23 protein-coding genes and 1 tRNA gene are annotated in these 21,792 nt (G+C 65.4%); 16 read left to right on the top strand and 8 right to left on the bottom strand.

Features of this window, described 5'->3' with window-relative positions; genetic code table 11:
• The 10 genes from AO057_RS02355 (at position 1) to AO057_RS02310 (ending at position 10,762) form a co-directional block, all read left to right on the top strand.
• Positions 1-531 (top strand): F0F1 ATP synthase subunit delta, encoded by a 531-nt coding sequence (locus AO057_RS02355; RefSeq protein ID WP_057674116.1) that lies wholly within the window; start codon positions 1-3, stop codon positions 529-531.
• Between the two features lie 50 nt (positions 532-581).
• Positions 582-2,135, top strand: coding sequence for a F0F1 ATP synthase subunit alpha (atpA, locus tag AO057_RS02350; protein WP_057674115.1), 1,554 nt, complete (start codon positions 582-584; stop codon positions 2,133-2,135).
• A gap of 29 nt (positions 2,136-2,164) precedes the next feature.
• Positions 2,165-3,043 carry a F0F1 ATP synthase subunit gamma gene (atpG, locus tag AO057_RS02345; protein ID WP_057674114.1) on the top strand — a complete coding sequence of 293 codons (879 nt, stop codon included), beginning with the start codon at positions 2,165-2,167 and terminating at the stop codon, positions 3,041-3,043.
• A gap of 57 nt (positions 3,044-3,100) precedes the next feature.
• Positions 3,101-4,516, top strand: a complete 1,416-nt coding sequence (atpD, locus tag AO057_RS02340; protein WP_057674113.1) for a F0F1 ATP synthase subunit beta — start codon at positions 3,101-3,103, stop codon at positions 4,514-4,516.
• 24 nt (positions 4,517-4,540) lie between these two features.
• Positions 4,541-4,957 carry a F0F1 ATP synthase subunit epsilon gene (locus AO057_RS02335; RefSeq protein WP_057674112.1) on the top strand — a complete coding sequence of 139 codons (417 nt, stop codon included), beginning with the start codon at positions 4,541-4,543 and terminating at the stop codon, positions 4,955-4,957.
• Positions 4,958-5,164: 207 nt separating this feature from the next.
• Positions 5,165-6,151, top strand: a complete 987-nt coding sequence (locus tag AO057_RS02330; protein ID WP_057674111.1) for a YheT family hydrolase — start codon at positions 5,165-5,167, stop codon at positions 6,149-6,151.
• Complete coding sequence (locus AO057_RS02325; protein ID WP_057674110.1) at positions 6,144-6,698, top strand: DUF2946 family protein; 555 nt, start codon at positions 6,144-6,146, stop codon at positions 6,696-6,698. Before AO057_RS02330 ends, AO057_RS02325 begins: the two co-directional genes overlap by 8 nt.
• Before the next feature lie 51 nt (positions 6,699-6,749).
• The gene (locus AO057_RS02320) at positions 6,750-7,523 is read left to right on the top strand and encodes an SDR family oxidoreductase (protein ID WP_057674109.1); all 774 of its coding nucleotides are present in this window, start codon (positions 6,750-6,752) and stop codon (positions 7,521-7,523) included.
• Between the two features lie 12 nt (positions 7,524-7,535).
• Complete coding sequence (locus tag AO057_RS02315) at positions 7,536-9,221, top strand: long-chain fatty acid--CoA ligase (protein ID WP_057674108.1); 1,686 nt, start codon at positions 7,536-7,538, stop codon at positions 9,219-9,221.
• Positions 9,218-10,762 carry a class I adenylate-forming enzyme family protein gene (locus AO057_RS02310; protein ID WP_057674107.1) on the top strand — a complete coding sequence of 515 codons (1,545 nt, stop codon included), beginning with the start codon at positions 9,218-9,220 and terminating at the stop codon, positions 10,760-10,762. Before AO057_RS02315 ends, AO057_RS02310 begins: the two co-directional genes overlap by 4 nt.
• 62 nt (positions 10,763-10,824) lie before the next feature.
• Here AO057_RS02310 and AO057_RS02305 read toward each other — a convergent pair whose 3' ends face one another.
• Positions 10,825-11,331, bottom strand: coding sequence for a c-type cytochrome (locus tag AO057_RS02305; protein ID WP_057674106.1), 507 nt, complete (start codon positions 11,329-11,331; stop codon positions 10,825-10,827).
• Positions 11,332-11,428: 97 nt separating this feature from the next.
• Between AO057_RS02305 and AO057_RS02300 the strand changes: the two genes are divergently transcribed.
• A tRNA-Arg gene (locus tag AO057_RS02300) sits at positions 11,429-11,504 on the top strand.
• 127 nt (positions 11,505-11,631) lie between these two features.
• On the opposite strand, the gene AO057_RS02295 is transcribed toward AO057_RS02300, so the two are convergent.
• Together AO057_RS02295 and rsmI are read right to left on the bottom strand one after the other, a co-directional pair.
• On the bottom strand, positions 11,632-12,111 hold the full coding sequence (locus tag AO057_RS02295; RefSeq protein ID WP_057674105.1) for a low molecular weight protein-tyrosine-phosphatase: 480 nt from the start codon (positions 12,109-12,111) through the stop codon (positions 11,632-11,634).
• Positions 12,108-13,022: a 16S rRNA (cytidine(1402)-2'-O)-methyltransferase gene (gene rsmI / locus AO057_RS02290; RefSeq protein WP_057674104.1), complete on the bottom strand. Its 915-nt coding sequence runs from the start codon at positions 13,020-13,022 to the stop codon at positions 12,108-12,110. The genes AO057_RS02295 and rsmI overlap by 4 nt, the downstream gene beginning before the upstream one ends.
• Here rsmI and AO057_RS02285 point away from each other — a divergent pair.
• From AO057_RS02285 to AO057_RS02275, 3 genes are all read left to right on the top strand, one after another.
• On the top strand, positions 13,022-13,417 hold the full coding sequence (locus AO057_RS02285; RefSeq protein WP_057674103.1) for a YraN family protein: 396 nt from the start codon (positions 13,022-13,024) through the stop codon (positions 13,415-13,417). The genes rsmI and AO057_RS02285 overlap by 1 nt on opposite strands.
• 66 nt (positions 13,418-13,483) lie before the next feature.
• Positions 13,484-14,083: a phosphoheptose isomerase gene (locus AO057_RS02280; protein WP_057674102.1), complete on the top strand. Its 600-nt coding sequence runs from the start codon at positions 13,484-13,486 to the stop codon at positions 14,081-14,083.
• On the top strand, positions 14,080-14,748 hold the full coding sequence (locus tag AO057_RS02275; RefSeq protein WP_057674101.1) for a BON domain-containing protein: 669 nt from the start codon (positions 14,080-14,082) through the stop codon (positions 14,746-14,748). The genes AO057_RS02280 and AO057_RS02275 overlap by 4 nt, the downstream gene beginning before the upstream one ends.
• Positions 14,749-14,789: 41 nt before the next feature.
• Here AO057_RS02275 and AO057_RS02270 read toward each other — a convergent pair whose 3' ends face one another.
• From AO057_RS02270 to AO057_RS02260, 3 genes are all read right to left on the bottom strand, one after another.
• Positions 14,790-15,704 carry an NAD(P)-dependent oxidoreductase gene (locus tag AO057_RS02270; protein ID WP_057674100.1) on the bottom strand — a complete coding sequence of 305 codons (915 nt, stop codon included), beginning with the start codon at positions 15,702-15,704 and terminating at the stop codon, positions 14,790-14,792.
• Between the two features lie 145 nt (positions 15,705-15,849).
• Entirely contained in the window at positions 15,850-16,986 is a 1,137-nt protein-coding gene (locus tag AO057_RS02265; protein WP_057674099.1) for a PilT/PilU family type 4a pilus ATPase, read from the bottom strand.
• 70 nt (positions 16,987-17,056) lie between these two features.
• A complete protein-coding gene (locus AO057_RS02260) occupies positions 17,057-18,100 on the bottom strand; it encodes a type IV pilus twitching motility protein PilT (RefSeq protein ID WP_057674098.1) in 1,044 nt (347 codons plus the stop codon).
• Between the two features lie 53 nt (positions 18,101-18,153).
• On the opposite strand from AO057_RS02260, the gene AO057_RS02255 reads away from it, so the two are divergent.
• On the top strand, positions 18,154-18,849 hold the full coding sequence (locus AO057_RS02255) for a YggS family pyridoxal phosphate-dependent enzyme (RefSeq protein WP_057674097.1): 696 nt from the start codon (positions 18,154-18,156) through the stop codon (positions 18,847-18,849).
• On the opposite strand, the gene AO057_RS02250 is transcribed toward AO057_RS02255, so the two are convergent.
• Together AO057_RS02250 and AO057_RS02245 are read right to left on the bottom strand one after the other, a co-directional pair.
• Positions 18,846-19,940, bottom strand: a complete 1,095-nt coding sequence (locus AO057_RS02250; protein ID WP_057674096.1) for an LLM class flavin-dependent oxidoreductase — start codon at positions 19,938-19,940, stop codon at positions 18,846-18,848. The genes AO057_RS02255 and AO057_RS02250 overlap by 4 nt on opposite strands.
• 265 nt (positions 19,941-20,205) lie before the next feature.
• Positions 20,206-20,970 (bottom strand): alpha/beta fold hydrolase, encoded by a 765-nt coding sequence (locus AO057_RS02245; RefSeq protein WP_057674095.1) that lies wholly within the window; start codon positions 20,968-20,970, stop codon positions 20,206-20,208.
• A gap of 55 nt (positions 20,971-21,025) precedes the next feature.
• Here AO057_RS02245 and AO057_RS02240 point away from each other — a divergent pair, with 55 nt between their 5' ends.
• Positions 21,026-21,727 (top strand): TetR/AcrR family transcriptional regulator, encoded by a 702-nt coding sequence (locus AO057_RS02240; protein WP_057674094.1) that lies wholly within the window; start codon positions 21,026-21,028, stop codon positions 21,725-21,727.
• The last annotated feature ends 65 nt before the right edge of the window (positions 21,728-21,792 follow it).

Genomic DNA, 21,792 nt, shown 5'->3' with positions numbered 1-21,792 from the left:
ATGGCTGAACTTGCCACCATTGCCCGTCCCTACGCTGAAGCGCTTTTCAAGGCGACCGTGGCCGATCTGGCCGGTGCGGCCGTCTGGGTCGAGGAGCTGGCTGTGATTGCGGGCAATCCGCAGCTGCAGCAGTTTGCCGAGAACCCGAATGCGACGGCACAGCAGGTGTTCGACGTGATCGCCGGGGTGGCCAAGGCCCCCCTGAACGATGCCGCCAAGAACTTTCTGCGCACCGTCATCGACAACGGCCGTCTGAGCGTGCTGCCGGAAATCGCGGCCCAGTTTCGTGCCCTGAAGAACGCCCAGAGCGGCTCTTCTGATGCCGTCGTGTACAGCGCCTTTGCCATCGATGGTGCGGCGCTGGTCGACGTCAAGGCGACGCTGGAAAAACGCTTCGGCCGCAAGCTGAACGTGTCCGTCGAATTGCAGCCCGAACTGATCGGTGGCATCCGCGTGGTGGTCGGTGACGAGGTGCTCGACACCTCCGTCAAGGCCCGTCTGGAACAAATGAAAGTGGCTCTCACTGCCTGAGGCGTCCCGCCCGAGCTGTCAGCCCAACCCAAGGAAAGAAGGAAAGAGTCATGCAACTCAATCCCGCAGAAATCTCTGAACTGATCAAGAGCCGGATTCAAGGCCTGTCCGCCAGCGCCGACATCCGTAACCAGGGTACCGTGGTGTCCGTGACCGACGGCATCTGCCGTATCCACGGCCTGTCGGATGTGATGCAGGGCGAAATGCTCGAATTCCCGGCCGGCAAGGATGGCCAGCCCACCTACGGCCTGGCCCTGAATCTTGAGCGCGACTCCGTCGGCTCCGTGATTCTGGGCGAGTACGAGCACATCTCCGAAGGCGATACCGTCAAGTGCACGGGCCGCATTCTGGAAGTGCCGGTCGGCCCCGAGCTGATCGGCCGCGTGGTCAACGCCCTGGGTCAGCCGATCGACGGCAAGGGTCCGATCAACGCCAAGATGACCGACGTGATCGAGAAGGTCGCTCCGGGCGTGATCGCCCGCCAGTCGGTGGACCAGCCCATGCAGTCCGGCCTGAAGTCGATCGACGCCATGGTGCCGGTCGGTCGCGGCCAGCGCGAACTGATCATCGGCGACCGCCAGACCGGCAAGACCGCCGTGGCCATCGACGCGATCATCAACCAGAAGGGTCAGAACATGACCTGCGTTTATGTCGCGATCGGCCAGAAGGCCTCCAGCGTCAAGAACGTGGTGCGTGCCCTGGAGCAGGCCGGCGCGATGGAATACACCATCGTCGTGGCCGCCACCGCCTCTGAATCCGCTGCCATGCAGTACGTGTCGGCCTACTCCGGCTGCACCATGGGCGAATACTTCCGCGACCGCGGTGAAGACGCGCTGATCGTTTATGACGACCTGTCCAAGCAGGCCGTGGCCTACCGCCAGGTTTCGCTGCTGCTGCGCCGCCCGCCGGGCCGCGAAGCCTACCCCGGCGACGTGTTCTATCTGCACAGCCGTCTGCTGGAGCGTGCCGCTCGCGTGAACGCCGACTACGTCGAAGCCTTCACCAAGGGCGCCGTCAAGGGCAAGACCGGCTCGCTGACCGCGCTGCCGATCATCGAAACCCAAGCCGGTGACGTGTCCGCCTTCGTGCCGACCAACGTGATCTCGATCACCGACGGCCAGATCTTCCTGGAAACCAGCCTGTTCAACGCCGGTATCCGCCCCGCCATCAACGCCGGTATCTCGGTGTCGCGCGTCGGTGGTGCTGCCCAGACCAAGCTGATCAAGAACCTGTCCGGCGGTATCCGTACCGACCTGGCCCAGTACCGTGAGCTGGCTGCCTTCGCGCAGTTTGCTTCCGACCTGGACGAGGCCACCCGCAAGCAGCTGGACCGCGGTGCCCGCGTGACCGAGTTGCTCAAGCAGGCGCAATACAGCCCGCTGTCCATCAGCCTGATGGCCGCTTCGCTGTTCGCCGTGAACAAGGGTTTCCTGGACGACATCGAGGTCAAGAAAGTGCTGTCCTTCGAGCACGGCCTGCATGGCTACCTGAAGGACAAGTGCGCTGCGCTGCTGGCCAAGCTGGAAGCTGCCAAGGCCATGGACAAGGATGCCGAAGCCGAGTTGAGCGCTGCGATTGCCGCGTTCAAGAAGACCTTCGCCTGATTCCGACCTGACGATCCAAGGAGCCACTCATGGCAGCAGGTAAGGAAATACGCGGCAAGATCAAATCGGTGGAGAACACCAAGAAGATCACCAAGGCCATGGAAATGGTGGCCGCGTCGAAGATGCGCAAGGCGCAGCAGCGTATGCGTGCCGCCCGTCCCTACAGCGAGAAGGTGCGCAACATTGCCGCCAACCTCGGCAAGGCCAACCCGGAGTACACCCATCCGTTCATGCGGGTGAATGACGCCAAGACGGCCGGCATGATCGTCGTGACCACGGACAAAGGCCTGTGCGGTGGCCTCAACACCAACGTGCTGCGTGGCGTGACCAACAAGTTGCGCGAGTTGCAGGGTGAAGGCGTCAGCATGCAGGCGGTGGCCATTGGCAACAAGGGCCTGGGTTTCCTCAACCGCATCGGCGCCAAGGTGGTGTCGCAGTCGACCCAGCTCGGCGATACGCCGCATCTGGAAAAGCTGATCGGCCCGGTCAAGGTGCTGCTCGACGCTTATGCGCGTGGCGAACTGAATTCGGTGTATCTGTGCTACACCAAGTTCATCAACACCATGAAGCAGGAGCCGGTGGTCACGCAGCTGCTGCCCTTGTCGGCGGCCAAGATGGAAGCCGAGGCGCAAGCCAGCGGCCCCCAGCATGGCTGGGACTACATCTACGAGCCCGACGCCCAGGCCGTCATCGACGAACTGCTGCTGCGCTACGTCGAGGCGCTGGTTTACCAGGCCGTGGCCGAGAACATGGCTTCGGAGCAGTCGGCCCGGATGGTGGCCATGAAGGCTGCCACCGACAACGCAGGCAGCGTGATCGGTGAACTCAAGCTGGTCTACAACAAGACGCGTCAGGCAGCGATCACGAAAGAGCTGTCGGAAATCGTGGCGGGTGCGGCTGCTGTGTAAAACAGCACTCCGGTCTGACCTTTGGTACGTTAAAGATTCAAATTTTTGGAGCGAAAAATGGCTCAAGCAAACTCGCAAGTGCAGGGAAAAATTGTTCAGTGTATTGGCGCCGTGGTGGACGTCGAGTTCCCGCGCGACAAGATGCCTGGCATCTATGACGCCCTGAAAATGGACGGTTCGTCCCTGACGCTGGAAGTGCAGCAGCAGCTTGGCGACGGCATCGTGCGTACCATTGCCCTGGGTTCGTCCGACGGCCTGCGCCGCGGCATGATCGTGCAGAACACCGAGAAGCCCATCATGGTGCCGGTGGGCAAGGCCACGCTGGGCCGCATCATGGACGTGCTGGGCGCGCCGATCGACGAGCGTGGTCCGGTGAATGCCGAGAAGACCATGTCGATCCACCGCAAGGCTCCCGCTTACGACGAGCTGAGCCCCTCGCAGGAACTGCTGGAAACCGGCATCAAGGTGATTGACCTCGTGTGCCCGTTCGCCAAGGGCGGCAAGGTCGGCCTGTTCGGCGGCGCCGGCGTGGGCAAGACCGTGAACATGATGGAACTCATCAACAACATCGCCAAGGCGCACTCGGGTCTGTCCGTGTTCGCCGGCGTGGGTGAGCGTACCCGTGAGGGCAATGACTTCTACCACGAGATGGCCGATTCCGGCGTGGTGAATCTGGAAGACCTGCCCAAGTCCAAAGTGGCCATGGTCTACGGCCAGATGAACGAGCCCCCGGGCAACCGTCTGCGCGTGGCGCTGACCGGCCTGACCATTGCCGAGTCCTTCCGCGACGAAGGCAAGGACGTGCTGTTCTTCGTGGACAACATCTACCGCTACACCCTGGCCGGTACCGAAGTGTCCGCCCTGCTGGGTCGTATGCCTTCCGCCGTGGGCTACCAGCCGACGCTGGCCGAGGAAATGGGTCGCCTGCAAGAGCGTATTACCTCCACCAAGGTCGGCTCGATCACCTCGATCCAGGCCGTGTACGTGCCGGCCGACGACCTGACCGACCCGTCCCCCGCCACCACCTTTGCCCACCTGGACTCCACCGTGGTGCTGAGCCGTGACATCGCCTCGCTGGGCATCTACCCCGCCGTGGACCCGCTGGACTCCACCAGCCGCCAGCTGTCGCCCGACGTTGTGGGTGAAGACCACTACAACACGGCCCGCGCCGTGCAGGGCACGCTGCAGCGCTACAAGGAACTGCGCGACATCATCGCGATTCTGGGTATGGACGAACTGGCACCGGAAGACAAGCTGACCGTGGCCCGCGCCCGCAAGATCCAGCGTTTCCTGTCGCAGCCCTTCCACGTGGCCGAGGTGTTCACCGGTTCCCCGGGCAAGTACGTGCCCCTGGCCGAGACCATCCGCGGCTTCAAGATGATCGTCAATGGCGAGTGCGACCACCTGCCCGAGCAGGCCTTCTACATGGTCGGCACCATCGACGACGCCTTCGAAAAAGCCAAGAAGATCTAATCCCGCGGGCCTACCGGAGTCACCATGAACACGATCCACGTCGATGTGGTCAGTGCCGAAGATGCCATCTTCTCGGGCGAGGCGCGTTTTGTCGCCCTGCCCGGCGAAGCCGGCGAACTCGGCATCTACCCGCGTCACACCCCGCTGATCACGCGCATCCGGCCGGGCTCGGTGCGCATTGAAATGGCTGACGGCAAGGAAGAGTTCGTCTTCGTCGCCGGCGGCATCCTCGAGGTGCAGCCTGACTGCGTCACCGTCCTGTCCGACACTGCCGTGCGCGGCAAGGACTTGGACGAAGAGAAGGCCAACGAAGCCAAGCTGGCTGCCGAAGAAGCGATCAAGAACGCCAAGAGCGAAATCGATATCGCTCGCGCCACCTCCGAACTGGCCATCGCCGTGGCCGAAATGGCGGCCGCACGCAAGTTCCTGCAGAAAAAGTAGGTTCGAACCAGTCGCGGTCCGGGTGATCGCGCTGCTACCAAGGCCCTGCGTGCAAACGCCGGGCCTTTGTTCTTTCCGCAAGGGCTGACCCGAGGCCCGGCAAAGACCGGGCGACGGTGAGTGCCGGCAAGCAGGCGCGGCAAGAATACGCGGGTGACTGCCACGGCGTGCGCAGTGGAGGAAAATCAGGCGATCGGATTTCCTGGCATGAACTACACCTCACCCCTCTGGCTGCCTGGCGGCCATCTGCAGACCATCTGGCCTGCGCTGTATGCGCGCCGTGCGCATGGGCCGAGACCGCAGTTCCGGCGTGAGCGCTGGGATACGCCGGACGGCGATTTCATCGACGTCGACTGGTTGCAGGGCGCGACGGGGCAGGCCCTGCTGGTGCTGTTTCATGGGCTCGAAGGCTCATCGCAAAGCCATTACGCGCAAGCCTTTGCTGGTTTTGGGCGGCAGCACGGCCTGGCCTACGCCGTGCCGCATTTCCGTGGCTGCAGCGGCGAGCTCAATCGTGCGCCGCGTGCCTACCACTCGGGGGACTGGCAGGAAATCGACTGGATCCTGAGAACTTTGCGCAGCCGGTTTGCCGGCCCCATCGTGGCGGTCGGTATTTCGCTGGGCGGCAATGCGCTGATGCGTTGGGCGGGCGAGCAGGGTGCGGCCGCAGCCGAAGTGGTCAACGCCGTGGCCAGTGTGTCCTCACCGCTGGACCTGGCCGCCGGGGGACATGCCATCGGGCAAGGCTTCAACCGGCAGGTCTACACCCGCATGTTCCTGCGCAGCATGAAACCCAAGGCCTACGCCAAGCTGGCCCAGCATCCGGGGCTCTTCGATGCCGAAGCCATGCGGAGCGCGCGCGATCTCTACGCGTTTGACAATATCTTCACCGCGCCGCTGCACGGCTTCAGGAACACCGAGGATTACTGGGCGCGCGCATCGGCCAAGCCGCACCTGCACAGCATCCGCATCCCGGCGCTGGCGCTGAATGCGCTCAACGACCCTTTCGTGCCGGCCGGCAGCCTGCCACGTTCGACGGACGCGGGCAAGTGGCTGACCCTGTGGCAGCCGTCCCATGGCGGCCATGTGGGATTTGCCGGTGGCCGCTGGCCAGGCCATGTGCGCCCCATGCCCGAGGCGGTGGGCGCGTGGCTGTTGCAGGCGGCGGGCATCCAGGAGCTGCGGCATGGATGACATCGTAAGACTGGCCATGGCCAAGTGGCCCCATGTGCCCGACTGCTATGGCTGGCTCGGGCTGGATGCCCGTGGCAACTGGTACATGCGTGACGACCGGGCGCAGGCAGCGGGCGCCTTCGACAGCGGCAAGCCGGGGTCCAGGGGCTCGCTGCTCAAGCACGAGAAACTGATCGATTTCATCCAGCGCAACTATGCTGCCGACGCCTTGGGCCGCTGGTTCTTCCAGAACGGCCCGCAGCGTGTCTACGTGGAACTGGAAGCCACGCCCTGGATCTGGCGTATCGAAGGCGATGGCACGGTGCGGGCGCACAGTGGTGAGTTAGTCACCGTAAAGCGCTGCCTGTTGGACGAGCTGGGGCGTGTTTATCTGCAGACCGAACGCGGCTTGGGCCTGGTCCACACCCAGGACGTCACACACGTGGCAGAGCGGGTGGAAGCCGGACACTGGTCGCCCGAGCAGGAGCCTGCGGTCAGCCTGCCCGGACGGTACGGCTATGTGCGCAGTCCACAGCGCGACAGGCCGGCACAGGGCGAAAGCCCATAATTCCCTCGACATTTGCGCACGAGCGCATGCAGGCGCAGACGAGGAGACAGCATGGGTGTGAGGGACTTGTTCCGGCTTGATGGCCGCGTGGTGCTGATCACCGGCGGTTCGCGCGGGCTCGGCCTGCAGATGGCTGAGGCACTGGGCGAGATGGGCTGCCGACTGGCGCTGACGGCGCGCAAGGCCGATGAGCTGGATGCAGCCCGAGAGCACCTGGAGGCCCTGGGCGTGGAAGTATTGACCCTCGCCGCGGACCTGCAGCAGAGCACGGAGATACCGGCCATGGTGGAGCAGGTGATGACCCACTACGGCCAGATCGACATCCTGGTCAACAATGCGGGCGCCACCTGGGGTGCCCCGGCGGAGGACTATCCGGATGCCGCGTGGCACAAGGTGATGAACCTCAACGTCAATGCGCCCTTTTTTCTGTCGCGCGAGGTGGGCCGGCGCAGCATGATCCCGCGCCAGCAGGGCAAGATCATCAACATCGCCTCGGTGGCGGGACTCAAGGGTACGGCGCCGGGCGTGCACACCATCGCCTACAACACCTCCAAGGCCGCGCTGATCAACTTCACGCGCACCCTGGCCGCCGAATGGGGGCGCTACAACATCAACGTCAATGCCCTCTGCCCCGGCTTCTTCCCCTCGAAATTGTCAGCGGGCCTGCTGGAGCAGGTGCAGGACGCCGTGATCGCGCGCGCACCGCTGCACCGCATCGGTGGCGAGGAAGACCTCAAGGGCTCGGTGGTGTTCCTGGCCAGCGAGGCCTCGCGCCACATCACCGGCCAGTACCTGGCGGTGGACGGCGGCAGCAGCATCGTCTGAAAGGCAGGCCTCATGTCCTCTGGCCACAACACCCGCCATGTCCCGCACTGGCCACCAGGGCTGCCGCGGCAGTTGACGCTGCCGCAGACCAGCCTCTGGTACAACGTCGAAGTCTCGGCGACGCGCTACCCGGAGAAGCCTTTCATCGTCTATTACGACACGCCGCTGAGCTACGCCAGGTTTCGCGACGAGTGTGAGCGCATCGCCGGCTGGCTCCAGCAGGCCTGTGGTGTCAAGGCCGGTGACCGCGTGCTGCTCTACATGCAGAACAGCCCGCAATGGGTGGTGGCCTACTACGGCATCCTGCGTGCCAACGCGGTGGTGGTCCCCATCAACCCCATGAACCGCACCGAAGAGCTGCGTCATTACGTGAGTGACAGTGGCGCGAGCACGGCATTGCTGGCGCAGGATTTGTACCCCCAGATCGCCCCGCTGCACGGTGAGGCTGCCGGCCTGAGCCTGCGCCACCTGGGGGTGGCGGCCTACAGCGACTACCTGCGCGAGCCCACCGATCTGGTCCTGCCGCCATTCGTTGCCGCGCCGCGTGAGCAGATCACTGCGCCGGGGGTCACGCTCTGGGCCGACCTGCTGCAACAAGACCATCGGCCCGGCCCGCACACTGCCGGTCCGGACGACCTGTGCGTGATGCCCTACACCTCGGGCACCACGGGCCAGCCCAAGGGCTGCGTGCACACCCACCGCAGCACCATGAGCACGCTGGTGGGTGGCGTGCAGTGGTTCAATCGGACGCAGGACGCGGTGTATCTGTCCGTGCTGCCTTTTTTTCACGTGACGGGTATGTCGGGCAGCATGAACGGGCCGATCTTTGCAGGCGCCACCATCGTGCTGCTCACGCGCTGGGACCGGGACGTGGCCGCGCAGTGCATCCAGCGTCACCGCATCGGTATCTGGCAGGCCATCTCGACCATGGTGGTGGATTTCCTGTCGAACCCGCGTCTGGGCGAATACGACCTCTCCAGCCTGCAGGGGGTGCGCGGTGGCGGCGCGGCCATGCCGGAGGCGATCGCCAAGAAGCTCAAGGACCTGACGGGGCTGGACTACGTGGAGGGGTACGGCATGTCCGAGACACTGGCCGCCACGCACATCAACCCGCCGCACCGCCCCAAGCCGCAATGTCTGGGCATCCCGGTCTTCGACGTCGACGCGCGCGTGCTGGATCCGCAGACGTTGCAGGAAGTGGCAGCGGGCGAGACCGGCGAGATCGTGGTGCATGCGCCCCAGGTCATGCAGGGCTACTGGCGCCAGCCTGAAGCGACGGTGCAGACCTTCATCGAGATCGACGGCAAGCGTTTCCTGCGCACGGGTGACCTGGCCTACGTGGACCAGGATGGCTATTTCTTCATGGTGGACCGGCTCAAGCGCATGATCAATGCCTCAGGCTACAAGGTCTGGCCGGCCGAGGTCGAGGCCCTCATGTACAAGCACCCGGCCATCCACGAGGCCTGCGTGATCGGTGCCCACGACGCCAAGCGGGGCGAGACTGTCAAGGCCCTGGTGGTGCTCAAGGAGGAGACGCGTGGCAAGGTGAGCGAGGATGACATCATTCAGTGGGCACACGCGCACATGGCTGCCTACAAGAGTCCGCGCATCGTGGAGTTCGTGAGCACCTTGCCCAAATCGGGGACCGGCAAGATCCTGTGGCGCGAGCTGCAGGAGCAGGAGCTGGCGCGCAAATGAAGAGCGAGCTGATACAGGCACTGGCGGATCCCTTCGGCACCATCACCGGGCTGATCCACCTGCATGCGCACCAGGCCCCGCTACGCCGTGCCCTGGTGCAAGAGGGCCAGTCCCTGACCTATGCTGAACTTGATGCGCACATGGACCGCGTTGCCACGGCGCTGCAGCGCGATGGCGTCATGGCCGGCGAGGCCGTCGCCATCTGCGCCGGCACCTCCATCGCCTATGCGGTGACTTACCTGGGCGCCCTACGCGCCGGCGTGGTCGTGGCACCGCTGGCGCCGGGCGCCACCTCTGAGAGTCTGGCCAGCATGCTGCACGATGCGGGGGCACGCTTGCTGTTCACCGACCACGGCGTGGCCGAGGCTCTGGGCAGCCATGCCGCCACCGTGCCGCGCATCGCGCTGGATGAGTCGGCGGCGGGGCGGCCCTGGACCCAATGGCTGGGCGCCCCCGAGATCAAGCCACAGAATGCGCCGGTCGATGCCCAGTGGCCCTTCAACATCATCTACTCGTCGGGCACCACGGGCCAGCCCAAGGGCATCGTGCAGCCGCATGGCATGCGCTGGGCGCATGTGCAGCGCGGCGCGACTTACGGCTACGGGGCCGACACCGTCACACTGCTGTCCACCCCGCTGTATTCCAACACCACACTGGTGGTGTTCTTCCCCACGCTGGCCTATGGTGGCACCGTGCTGCTGATGAGCAAGTTCGATGCGGTTGCGTATCTCGCTCTGGCTGCGAAAGAGCGTGTCACGCACACCATGCTGGTGCCGGTGCAGTACCAGCGCCTGATGGCACGGCCGGATTTCGGGCAATACGACCTTTCCAGCTTTCGCATCAAGTTCTCTACCAGCGCGCCGTTTTCGGCCGCGCTCAAGGCCGACGTGCTCAAGCGCTGGCCGGGGGGACTGGTCGAGTTCTACGGCATGACCGAGGGGGGCGGCACCTGCATCCTGGAGGCACATCTGCATCCGGACAAGCTGCATACCGTAGGCCGGCCGGCGCAGGGGCACGACATTCGCCTGATTGACGAAGACGGACGCGAGGTGCCCCCAGGCGAGGCAGGCGAAGTGGTGGGCCACTCGCCTGGCATGATGAAGGGTTACCACCAGCGCCCGGAGCAGACGCGCGAGGCCGAGTGGTTCGACCCGCAGGGCAAGCGCTTCATCCGCACCGGCGACATCGGCCGCTTCGATGCCGATGGGTTCCTGACGTTGTTCGATCGGCGCAAGGACATGATCATCTCGGGCGGCTTCAATATCTACCCCAGCGACCTGGAAGCCGTGCTGCGTGAGCATCCGGCCGTGCACGATGCCGCCGTGGTGGGTGTGCCCTCGGAGCAATGGGGCGAGACACCGGTGGCTTTTGTCGTGCGCCAGCCCGGCCAGGATCTGGCAGCCGATACCTTGCGGCTGTGGGCCAACGAACGGGTGGGCAAGACCCAGCGCCTGGCAGACCTGCGCTACATCGACGAACTGCCGCGCAGCGCCATAGGCAAGGTGCTCAAGCGCGAGCTTCGTGATCTGTACCGCGCCTGAGGTGTTCGCGCCATGAAAAAAGCCGGTCATGGACCGGCTCTTCTTCTTGGCTTGGGAAAGCCTTACTTGGCAGCTTCCGGTGCCTTCGGCTCGGCGAATTTGGCGCCGGCTGCATTGGCCATATAAGCCACGGCACGGGCGATCTCGACGTCGGAGTGGTCGCCACCCCCTTGCGCTGCCATGGCGCCCTTGCCCTTGAGCGCGGAGTTCACCAGGCTATCCAGGCCGGTCTTGATGCGTGCGCCCCAGGCGCCTTTGTCGCCAAGCTTGGGCGCACCTGCTGCACCGGTGCCGTGGCAGGCCACGCACTGAGCCTGGTAGACGGCTTCGCCGCCCTTGAGCTGGCGGTTGGCGTCGCGAATCTCGACAGTGCCGACTTTCTGCGCGCGCTCGGACACCGACTTTTCCATGTTGCTCGCACCGGCGGCCGGCTTCTTGTCGGAGGTCACGAAGAACACCAGGCCGATGATGATGAACACGGGTAACACGAAAGAGAAAATGGCAACCCACATCATCTGCTGGGGCGTCTTGATCGGGCCGGTATGGTCTTCGTGCTGCTGCTCGCTCATGGTGTCCTCGGTAATTCTGATGGTTTGATCTAAATCAGCCGCTGATTATAACTGTCGCCCGGGCTGAAACCGCCTACAATCCCGAGCTCTACCGAACGCGGCTGTAGCTCAGTGGATAGAGTATTGGCCTCCGAAGCCAAGGGTCGTGGGTTCGATCCCCGCCAGCCGCACCAATCATCTGTAAAACTCGCGTATCTCATTGATCCGTATGAGTTTTCTGTCAAATCAAGTGCTTGCGCGCGCCTGCCCGCAGCGCGATCCCCTGCACATGGCAACACGGCCTGCCTGCTGCAGGCGGCCCTAGTCCAGTTGCTGCTGCACGTGTTGCAGCAGGCCCGCGCAGGCGTCTTCCACCAGGTCCAGCACCTGTTCGAAGCCCTGGTCCCCGCCGTAGTAGGGGTCCGGTACCACCTGTGCCGTGCGCTGCAGGCAGAACTCGGTGAAGCGGCGGAGTTTGTGCAACTGCCCGGGCGGGCAGAGTTCGCGCGCGTGTTCGTGGTTGTCCTGGTCCATGACCAGGACGAGGTCGTAGCGTTCGAAATCCCTGGGCAGCAGCTGGCGCGCGCGCAGGTCCGACAGGTCGTAGCCACGGCGCGCCGCATGTTCCTGCGAGCGTTCGTCGGGCGGGCGGCCGGCATGGTAGCCGTGCGTGCCGGCCGAGTCGACTTGCACCCGGGGTGCCAGGCCGCCTTCGAGCAGCTGGTGGCGGAACACGCCGTGCGCGGTCGGGCTGCGGCAGATATTGCCCATGCAGACGAAGAGGACGGCGTACTCCTTCATGCGCCCTCGTCCTTTTTCAGCTGCAGCGCAGCCTCGTAGAGGGTGTTGCGCGACGTGCCCGTGATCTCGGCTGCCAGGCGTACGGCCGTCTTGAGCGGCAGTTCGGCCAGCAGCAGGGTGAGCACGCGCAGGTCGGGGCCATCCTCGTTCCCCTGCGCCTGCAAGGGGTGCAGCACCAGCACGAATTCACCACGCTCACGCTTTTCGTCGGCTGCCAGCCAGGCACTCAACTCCGCCGCCGGCAGGGTGACCAACTGCTCGAACTGCTTGGTCAGTTCACGCGCCACGGTCAGGGGGCGGGTGCCCAGCAGGGCCAGCGCTGTTGCCAGGGCCCCGATACGATGCGGTGCCTCCAGCAGCACGACGGCTCGCGGTTCGCCGGCCAGCGCCTGTACCGCTGCTGTGCGCTCGCCGGCCTTGGCCGGCAGGAAACCGGCGAAGACGAAGGCGCCGGCCTCGTCAACCACCCCCGCCACACTGAGCGCGGCGGTGATGCTGCTGGCGCCGGGCAGCGGGACGATGGGCAGGCCGACGGCACGCACCGCGGTCACCAGGCGCGCGCCGGGATCGCTGATGGCGGGCGTGCCGGCATCGCTGACATAGGCCACGCGCTGGCCGGCCTGCAGGCGCGCGACGACCTGCTGCGCGGCCTCGGCCTCGTTGTGCTGGTGCACGGCGATGAGGGCCGTTCCGCCATGTTCGATGCCATAGGCGCGCAGCAGGCTCTGGGTGTGGCGCGTGTCCTCGCAGGCGAGTGCGTCGACCAGCTGCAGCACGTGCAGGGCGCGCAGCGTGATGTCGGCCAGGTTGCCGATCGGGGTGGCCACCACATAGAGCGCTCCCTGCGGATAATGCTGGGCAGCGGCCGCGTCATGCGCGGCGGACAGGGCGGAGGCGTAAGTAGCGTTCAATGGTGTTCCCCAAGTGGCCGGCGGCAGCCGGCAAACCCAGCAGCCGGCAGGCCGGTGAGGCCGCCGAGGCGCAGGCCCTGCAGCATCTGCAGGCGGCCGGTCTGCGGCTGCTTGAACGCAATTATCGGACGCCCGGGCGCGGCGGCGGCGAGATCGACCTGATCATGCGTGCGGCCGACGGGACCCTGGTCTTCGTGGAGGTGCGCCAGCGCGCCGGGGTCCGGCACGGCGGGGCGGCGGCCAGCGTCAGCGCCACCAAGCAGCGGCGCATCGTGCTGGCCGCGCGCTACTACCTGCTGCGCTGGCAGGTGCCGCCACCCTGCCGCTTCGATGTGGTCGCGCTCGACGGCGCAGCAGGCCTGCAGTGGCTCCAGGCCGCCTTTGACGCCGCCTGAACCGCCAGCGCCGCCGCCGTGGCCCCAGAGGGGCAGGGACGGCGGCTGCCGGTTATCATAGGCACCATGCTTGAGCAACGCATTGAACAACACTTCATCGACAGCGCCGATCTGAAATACCAGGCCGCGCAGGTCCTGAGCAAACCCATCGCCGCCGCTGTGCAGGCCATCCTTGCCTGCGTCACCAACGGCGGCAAGGTGCTGATTTGCGGCAACGGCGGCTCCGCCGCGGACGCACAGCATTTCGCGGCCGAATTCATCGGCCGTTTCGAACGCGAGCGCCCCGAACTCGCCGCCATTGCGCTGACCACCGACAGCTCGATCCTGACGGCCATCGCCAACGATTACGACTTCAACGTCATCTTCTCGCGCCAGGTGCGTGCCCTGGGCCAGCCCGGCGACGTGCTGATGGCGATTTCGACCAGCGGCAACTCGGCCAATGTGCTGGCCGCCATCGATGCCGCGCACGAGCGCGAGATGGTGGTGGTGGGCCTGAGCGGGCGCAACGGCGGCAAGATGACCAGTGCCCTGCGCGAGACCGATGTCCACATCTGCGTGCCGCACGAGCGGACCGCACGCATCCAGGAAGTGCATCTTTTGACCCTGCATTGCATCTGCGATGCGGTCGATCACCAACTGCTCGGGGAACAGGAAAACAATCCATGATGAAGCTGCACGTGCGACGACTCTGCGTGACCCTGCTGGTGTCCGTGTTGGCAGGGGTGGGTTTGAGCGCTTGCGCTCCCCTGCTGGTGGGCGGTGCCGTCATGACGGGCATGACGGCATCTGACCGCCGTACCACCGGGGCACAGCTCGAGGACGAGCGCATCGAGTCACGTGGTGCTGCCCGCCTGCGCGAGCATCTGGGCGAGCGCGTGCATATCAACATCACCAGCTACAACCGCCAGGTGTTGCTGAGCGGCGAAGTGCCCAACGAGCAGGACAAGCAGTTGGCCGAGCAGGTGGTCTCCCGTATCGAGAACGTGCGTGCCATTGTCAACGAGCTGACGGTGCTGGGGCATTCCACGTTGACGCAGCGCTCTTCGGACGCGCTGGTCACCGGCCGCGTCAAGTCCAATCTGATCGACGCCAGGGATATCAGCGCCAGCGCTTTCAAGGTGGTGACCGAGCGCGGCGTGGTCTTCCTGCTGGGCCGCGTGACCGCACGCGAAGCTGATCGCGCCACCGATCTGGCGCGCCGCACCAACGGCGTGCAGAAGGTCGTGCGCCTGTTCGAGATCATCACCGAGGAAGACCTGCTGGAGATGCAGTCTCAGCCCTCGACGGGTGGACAGACTACCACGCCACCGCCCAGCGGCCGGCCGATGTAAATCCGGGGGCCTGGATCTCCCAGGCCCGGCTGACCCCCTTATCAGCGCAGGCGTCGCACCAGGCTGGAGGTGTCCCAGCGTCCGCCGCCCATCTCCTGTACGTCACCATAGAACTGGTCCACCAGGGCGGTCACGGGCAAACGCGCGCCGTTGCGGCGGGCCTCGTCCAGCACCAGTCCCAGGTCCTTGCGCATCCAGTCCACGGCAAAGCCGAAATCGAACTGGTCGGCCACCATGGTCTTGCCGCGGTTGTCCATCTGCCAGCTCTGGGCGGCGCCCTTGCCGATCACCTCCAGCACCAGGTTCATGTCCAGCCCGGCCTGCTGGCCGAAGGCCACGGCTTCGGCCAGGCCCTGGATCACGCCGATGCAGCAGACCTGGTTGACCATCTTGGCCAGTTGGCCGGCTCCGCTGTCGCCGATGCGCGTGAAAGCGCGCGAGTAGGCCATGGCGGGCGGCTTCGCGGTGTCGAAAGCAGCCAGATCACCTCCGCACATGACCGTGAGCATGCCGTTCTGGGCGCCGGCCTGGCCACCCGATACCGGCGCGTCGACGAAGTGCAGCTTGCGCTCACGCGCAGCGGCATACAGCTCGCGAGCGACCTCGGCCGAGGCCGTGGTGTGGTCGGTAAACACGGCGCCGGTCTTCATGCCGGCCAAAGCACCATCCAGACCCAACACCACGCTGCGCAGGTCCTCGTCGTTGCCGACGCAGGCATAGACGATGTCAGCTCCGGCCACCGCTTCGCGCGGCGTGGCGGCGGCCGTGCCGGCGGCTGTGCCGCCGAACTCCTGGACCCAGGCCTGCGCCTTGGACAGGGTGCGGTTGTAAACCGTGACCTGGTGCCCGGCGCGCGCCAGATGTCCGGCCATGGGATAACCCATGACACCCAGGCCGAGGAATGCGACCTTGCGGGAGGGGGTGGATTCGTACGTCCTGGGATTGAGGCTGGGCATGCTGTGCTCCTGAACAAACGTAGCGCGGCGTAGCGAGCGGGATGCAGAGCAAGGCGCGGGTGGCGGGCATCCGGAACGTACCTTGGGGTACGTGAGGAATGCCCGGGGGCCCCCGCAACGCGGCTATGCGCCCGCGCAGTAGCCGCTAAACAATGGCGAAGTTTTCGGTGCCGGCGGCCAGGTCCTGCGACTTGCCCCGCTGGCTGTTGAGCTTGATCTGCAGGCGCAGGTCGTTGAGCGAGTCGGCGTTGCGCAGCGCGTCTTCGTAGGTGATCTGATTGCTTTCGTAGAGATCGAACAGGGCCTGGTCGAAAGTCTGCATGCCGATGTTGCGACTCTTCTTCATGATCTCCTTGATCTCGGAGACCTCGCCCTTGAAGATCAGGTCCGAAATCAGCGGGGAGTTGAGCAAGACTTCCACCGCCGCGATGCGCCCCTTGCTGTCCTGCTTGGGGATCAGGCGCTGCGAGACCAGGGCGCGCAGGTTGAGCGAGAGGTCCATCAGCAGTTGTGGGCGGCGCTCTTCGGGGAAGAAGTTGATGATGCGGTCCAGGGCCTGGTTGGCGCTGTTGGCGTGCAGGGTGGCCAGGCACAGGTGGCCGGTTTCGGCGAAGGCCACGGCGTGTTCCATGGTTTCGCGGTCGCGGATCTCGCCCATCAGGATCACGTCGGGCGCCTGGCGCAGTGTGTTCTTCAGTGCGATTTCCCAGCTGTCGGTGTCCAGGCCCACTTCGCGCTGCGTGACCACGCAGTTCTTGTGCGGGTGCACGAACTCCACCGGGTCCTCCACGGTGATGATGTGACCTTGCGAGTTTTCGTTGCGCCAGTCCACCATGGCCGCCAGGGTGGTGGACTTGCCCGAGCCCGTGGCCCCGACCATGATGCACAGGCCGCGCTTGGCCATGGTCACTTCCTTGAGCACCTGCGGCACGCCCAGGGTGTCGATGGTCGGCAGCACGGCGGGGATGACCCGCAGCACCAGGCCGACCTTGCCCTGCTGAATGAAGGCGTTGGCGCGGAAGCGTCCGACATTGGGCGGCGAGATCGCGAAATTGCACTCCTTGGTGCGTTCGAACTCCGCGACCTGCTTGTCGTTCATGACCGAACGCGCCAGGGCCATGGTGTGGGCCCCGCTCAGAGGCTGGGGCGAGACCTTGGTGACTTTGCCGTCCACCTTGATGGCGGGCGGAAAGTCGGCCGTGATGAACAGATCGCTGCCGTTGCGGCTGATCATCAGTCGCAGCAGGTCGTTGATGAATTTGGTTGCCTGGTCGCGCTCCATGAGAGCACCTCCTTCCTGGTGCGTCCTGCCTCAGCGGCGGGACGTGTGGGTTGCTCGTACTCCCGCGGCTTCAGCCGGGGAAGTTCTCCGGGATCTTGGCCTTGCCGCGGGCCTCGGCGGCGCTGATCACGTTGCGCTTGACCAGATCGGTCAGGTTCTGGTCCAGCGTCTGCATGCCCACGCTGTTGCCGGTCTGGATGCTGGAGTACATCTGGGCCACCTTGGCCTCGCGGATCAGGTTGCGGATGGCCGGCGTGCCCAGCATGATCTCGTGCGCCGCCACGCGGCCCTGGCCGTCCTTGGTCTTGCACAGGGTCTGCGAGATCACGGCCTGCAGCGATTCGGACAGCATGGCGCGGATCATTTCCTTTTCCTCCGCCGGAAACACGTCGATGATCCGGTCGATGGTCTTGGCGGCGCTGGAGGTGTGCAGGGTGCCGAAGACCAGGTGGCCGGTTTCGGCCGCCGTCATCGCCAGACGGATGGTTTCCAGGTCACGCATTTCGCCCACCAGGATGGCGTCCGGGTCTTCGCGCAGCGCGGACTTGAGGGCGGCGGCAAAGCTCAGGGTGTGCGGGCCGACTTCACGCTGGTTGATCAGGCACTTCTTGGACTCGTGCACGAACTCGATCGGGTCTTCCACGGTCAGGATGTGGCCGAATTCGGTTTCGTTCAGGTAGTTGACCATGGCCGCCAGGGTGGTGGACTTGCCCGAGCCCGTGGGGCCGGTCACCAGCACCATACCGCGCGGCTTGAGGGCCAGGTCACCGAAGATCTTGGGTGCGTTGAGCTGTTCCAGCGTCAGGATCTTGCTCGGGATGGTCCGGAACACGGCGCCGGAGCCGCGGTTGTGGTTGAAGGCGTTGACCCGAAAGCGCGCCAGGCCATCGATCTCGAAGGAAAAGTCGACTTCCAGGAATTCTTCGTAGTTCTTGCGCTGGGTGTCGTTCATGATGTCGTACACCATGGCGTGCACTTCCTTGTGCGACAGGGCGTCGACGTTGATGCGGCGCACATCGCCGTGCACGCGGATCATCGGCGGCAGGCCGGCGGAGAGGTGCAGGTCGGAAGCTTTGTTCTTGACGCTGAATGCCAGCAGTTGAGTAATGTCCACGTGTCCCTCTATCGATCGATGTATGCGTACTTTGCTAAGCTTGCCGGACAATTATGACCGTGATTGCCGCCCAGCTCCAAGCCGTTCATGCCCGCATGGCTGCCGCATGTCATGCGGCCGGGCGCGACCCGGTGGCTGTCAGTCTGCTGGCGGTCTCCAAGACCTTCGGCCCCGAGGCGGTGCGCTCGGCCCATGCAGCAGGCCAGACGGCCTTCGGCGAGAACTACATCCAGGAGGCCGTGGACAAGATGGCCGTGCTGGGGGATCTGCCCCTGCAGTGGCACTGCATCGGCCCGATCCAGAGCAACAAGACGCGCCTGGTGGCCGAGCACTTTGCCTGGGCGCAGACCGTGGATCGCCTCAAGATCGCGCAGCGGCTCAGCGAACAGCGTCCCGCCCACTTGCCTCCCCTGCAGATCTGCCTCCAGGTCAATGTGGATGGCGGGACGACCAAGTCTGGCGTAGCGCCCGTCGATCTGCCGGCCTTGGCCCATGCGGTGGCGGTCTTGCCACGCCTGCAGCTGCGCGGCTTGATGTGCATCCCCGATCCGCAGCCGGACTTCGAGGCCATGAAGTCCGTGTTTGCGCGGGCGAAAGCTTTGTTTGAGCAGTTGCGTGCCGAAGGGCTGGCGCTGGACACCCTGTCCATGGGCATGAGCGCCGACCTCGAAGCCGCCATCCACGCCGGCAGCACCCTGGTGCGCGTCGGCACGGCCATCTTTGGCGGCCGTGACTACAGCCGCGCTTAGGTCTTACCGATGGCCGCGTTCAGGCGCGGCATCACCTCTTCGGCCATGAGCTGCATGGAGCGCTGGCCCAGGGCCGGGTCCAGCCAGTCGTGGCAGGCGTAGAGCAGGGTGCCGAAGTCACCCACCTGCGCACGGAAAGCCAGCAGCTGCTCCACCACTGAATCCACCGTGCCGGCGATCACCAGCTTTTGCGTCACGTACTCGGGCGTGATGGCTTCGTTGGGCATGTCCGGGTCGGTCTTGAAGAGGTTGCCGCGTCCGCCGGCGCCCACCAGCTTGCGGATCAGTTGCTTGAAATAGAAGTGGTAGGGGCCGTCGGCGTTGTGTCCGTAGCGTTTGGCCGTGGCCGCATCGTCGGCGACGAAGATGCTCTTGGCCACGCGCCATTCGGCCGGGCTGGCCTGGGCGCCCACGGCTTCGCGGCCCTCGACGTATTTGGGCCAGTGCGACCTGACCCACTCGGGCATCAGGAAGTTGGCCGAGATGGGCTGCCAGCCGCGCTTGGCCATCTCTGTCACGCCCTGCGAGTGCGGCGCGACGGCGGTGCCCACGATCAGCGGGTGGGGCTTTTGCAGCGGTTTCATGATGAAACCCTGGCCGATCTCGGGGATCATGGTCTTGCCCACCGAGACCTTCCAGTACTTGCCCTCGATGTCGTAGGGCGGCTCGGAAGCCCAGATCTTGAGCACCGTATCGATGCCCTCGACGAACATCTCGTTGCGGTTGGCGCCGAAGTTGCCGAAGGCCTCGGCGTCCGACATCAGGCCACCCGGGCTGATGCCCATGATGAAGCGACCCCCCAGCAGGTGGTCCAGCATGGCGGCCTGCGCCGCCACGGCCGCAGGATGGCTGTTGGGAATGTTGAGGGTGCCGGTGCCGAGTTTGATCTGTTTCGTCTCGGCCGCCAGGCTGGCCAGGAAGATCATGGACGAGGTGATGTTCTCGGCCGCGTCCGTGACGTGCTCGCCGACATAAGCCTCGCTGTAACCCAGGCGGTCGGCCAGCAACACGGCCTCGCGGTCTTCGCGAAGGGTCTCGCAGATGTCGCGCCCCGGGGGGTGGATGGGCATCATGAACATGCCGAGTTTCATGGGGGTCCTCTCGATGTGGATCGGTAGACGGTATCGGCCGGCGCTGGGTTCAGCCCCACGCCCTGCTGGAATTGGCCGTCGCGCCCAGGCGTTGCCCTTCGGGGGTGCGCGCGGTGACCACGGTCACTCCGGTGCCAAATCGCCCGAAGGCGCGGCGCAGGCCCAGGGTGTCCGGGACGGGGCGGCCTGGGGCTTGCCGTCTGTCAGGCCCTATTTTGGTGATCAATTGATCAGTATCAATCCGGGGTTTACCCGGAGCCGGGGCTCAGTGCTGGGCGAGGAAATCGAGCACGTGGTGGCTGAAGCCGTCGGGGTTTTCAAGGTGCAGGATGTGCGGCCCGGCCAACGCGGCATAACGGGCCCCGGGTGTGAGCCGGGCGTAGCCTTCGATCTGGGGTGCGGCCACAGCCTGGTCGTCCAGGCCTGCGAGGTAGAGCGTCGGCACCTGCAACTGGCCCAAACGGTCCTGCAGGTGCAGGCCGGCCAGCGCCCGGGCGCTGGCGGCGTAGCCGCGTGGCGGGCAGGCCAGCAACTGCTGGCGCACGTCCTCGACGACGGCCGGCTGGCGCGCCAGGAAGGCCGGGGTGAACCAGCGCTCCAGGGTGGGCGCGACCACCGGCGTCATGCCCTGCTGCTCGACCAGGGCGGCGCGCTGTTGCCACATGCCGGTCGCGGCGGCGTCCATCTCCAGGCGGGAGCAGGCCACGACCAGTGAGTGCAGGCTCTTCGGCGCGCGCAAGGCCAGGGCCACGCCGATGCAGCCACCCAGGGAGAGGCCGAGAAAATGGCTGCGGGCGATGCCCAGCACCTGCCAGAGCTGCTGCACCTGGGCGGCCAGATCGTCCATCGTGTTGCGCGCGCCGGCTTCGCCGCCGTGGCCATGGGTATTGAATGCCAGCACGCGGTAGTTGCGGGACAGGGCGGGCAGCAGTGCATCCCAGATACGCAGGCTGGCGCCGATGGGGTGGCTCAGGGTCAGCCAGGGGGCATCGGCGGGGCCGTGGAGGGTGTGTTCGAGGACGGGGCTCATGGCGGCGCGCTGCTGAGGTTGCGGGGGTGAGCATTAGATCATTAAGATCAGGGCCATGACAAGCCCAGCTGCTGCATCCGCCAAGCCGGCCGCCGTCGGCCCGCGCCGGCGCCTGGCGGGCGAGGCGCGCGAAAAGGCCATCGTCGAGGCCGCGGTGCAGTTCTTCGCCGAGGTCGGCTTCGATGGCGACACGCGTGAACTGGCGCGGCGCGTGGGCGTCACGCAGTCGCTGATCTTCAAGTACTTCCCCAGCAAGGCGGCGCTGATCGAGCGGGTCTACCAGGAGGTCTATGTGGGGCGCTGGAACCCCTACTGGGAAGTCATCATCGCCGACCGGCGCGTGCCGCTGGAGGAGCGGCTGACGCGCCTGTACAGCGACTACGCGAAGACCGCCCTGACCCGGGACTGGGTGCGCCTGTTCATGTTTTCCGGACTCAAGGGCGAAGCCATCAACCAGCGCTACCTGCACTTCCTGCGCAGCCGCGTGCTCGAACCGGTGGCCATCGAACTGCGTGCCGAGCTGGGCCTGCCGGGGCCACAGGACGTGCCGCTGGGCGAACTGGAGATCGAACTGGTCTGGGGCATCAACGCGCGCATCTTCTATTTCGGGCAACGGCGCTGGATTTTCGATGTGCCGCTGGAGGCCGACCTGGACGCGCTGATCCGGCTTACCATCCGCCACTTCATGGCGGGTGCGCGGGAGGTGCTGCCGGGGCTGGTGGCACCGCAGGCGGACAATGCCTCGGTGACCCGGTAAACGGGGCCGCAAAGCGTGGAATAAGTCACGGATTGACTACCCCCTGGGGTTACGGGATGGGCTTA

Origin of the sequence: Curvibacter sp. PAE-UM (assembly GCF_001432305.1) — a bacterium.
Lineage (GTDB): Bacteria > Pseudomonadota > Gammaproteobacteria > Burkholderiales > Burkholderiaceae_C > Hylemonella.
This window is presented reverse-complemented; position numbering and strand designations above follow the sequence as displayed.